Origin of the sequence: Acidisoma sp. S159 (assembly GCF_009766125.1) — a bacterium.
Taxonomy (GTDB): domain Bacteria; phylum Pseudomonadota; class Alphaproteobacteria; order Acetobacterales; family Acetobacteraceae; genus Acidisoma.
In genome coordinates, this window is sequence record NZ_LMUG01000065.1 from 95018 (window position 1) to 95219 (window position 202).

A 202-nucleotide genomic window follows, 5' to 3' on the forward strand; every position below is an offset into this window, starting at 1 on the left:
GGAGTTTTCGCCTACCACGCCGGAGTTGCGAAACTTCAGCTACGCGATGAAGCGCTACGAGGACCCACTCCCCGAGGAGGCCGGCTGTTACGACGTGGTCGGGATGACTTGCCACGGCTTCGCCATCACCCATCTCGACGCGTTGTGCCACGTCTTCACGCCGGCCGGCGCGCAGGGGATGTATAACGGCTTCTCGGTCGCG

Annotated in this window: 1 protein-coding gene; it reads left to right on the forward strand. The window is 63.9% G+C overall.

What is annotated here, in order from left to right; translation table 11 throughout:
- Positions 1–202, forward strand: a 202-nt coding sequence (locus tag GSQ92_RS22690; RefSeq protein ID WP_216856920.1) for a hypothetical protein, incomplete at both ends; no start/stop codon positions are given.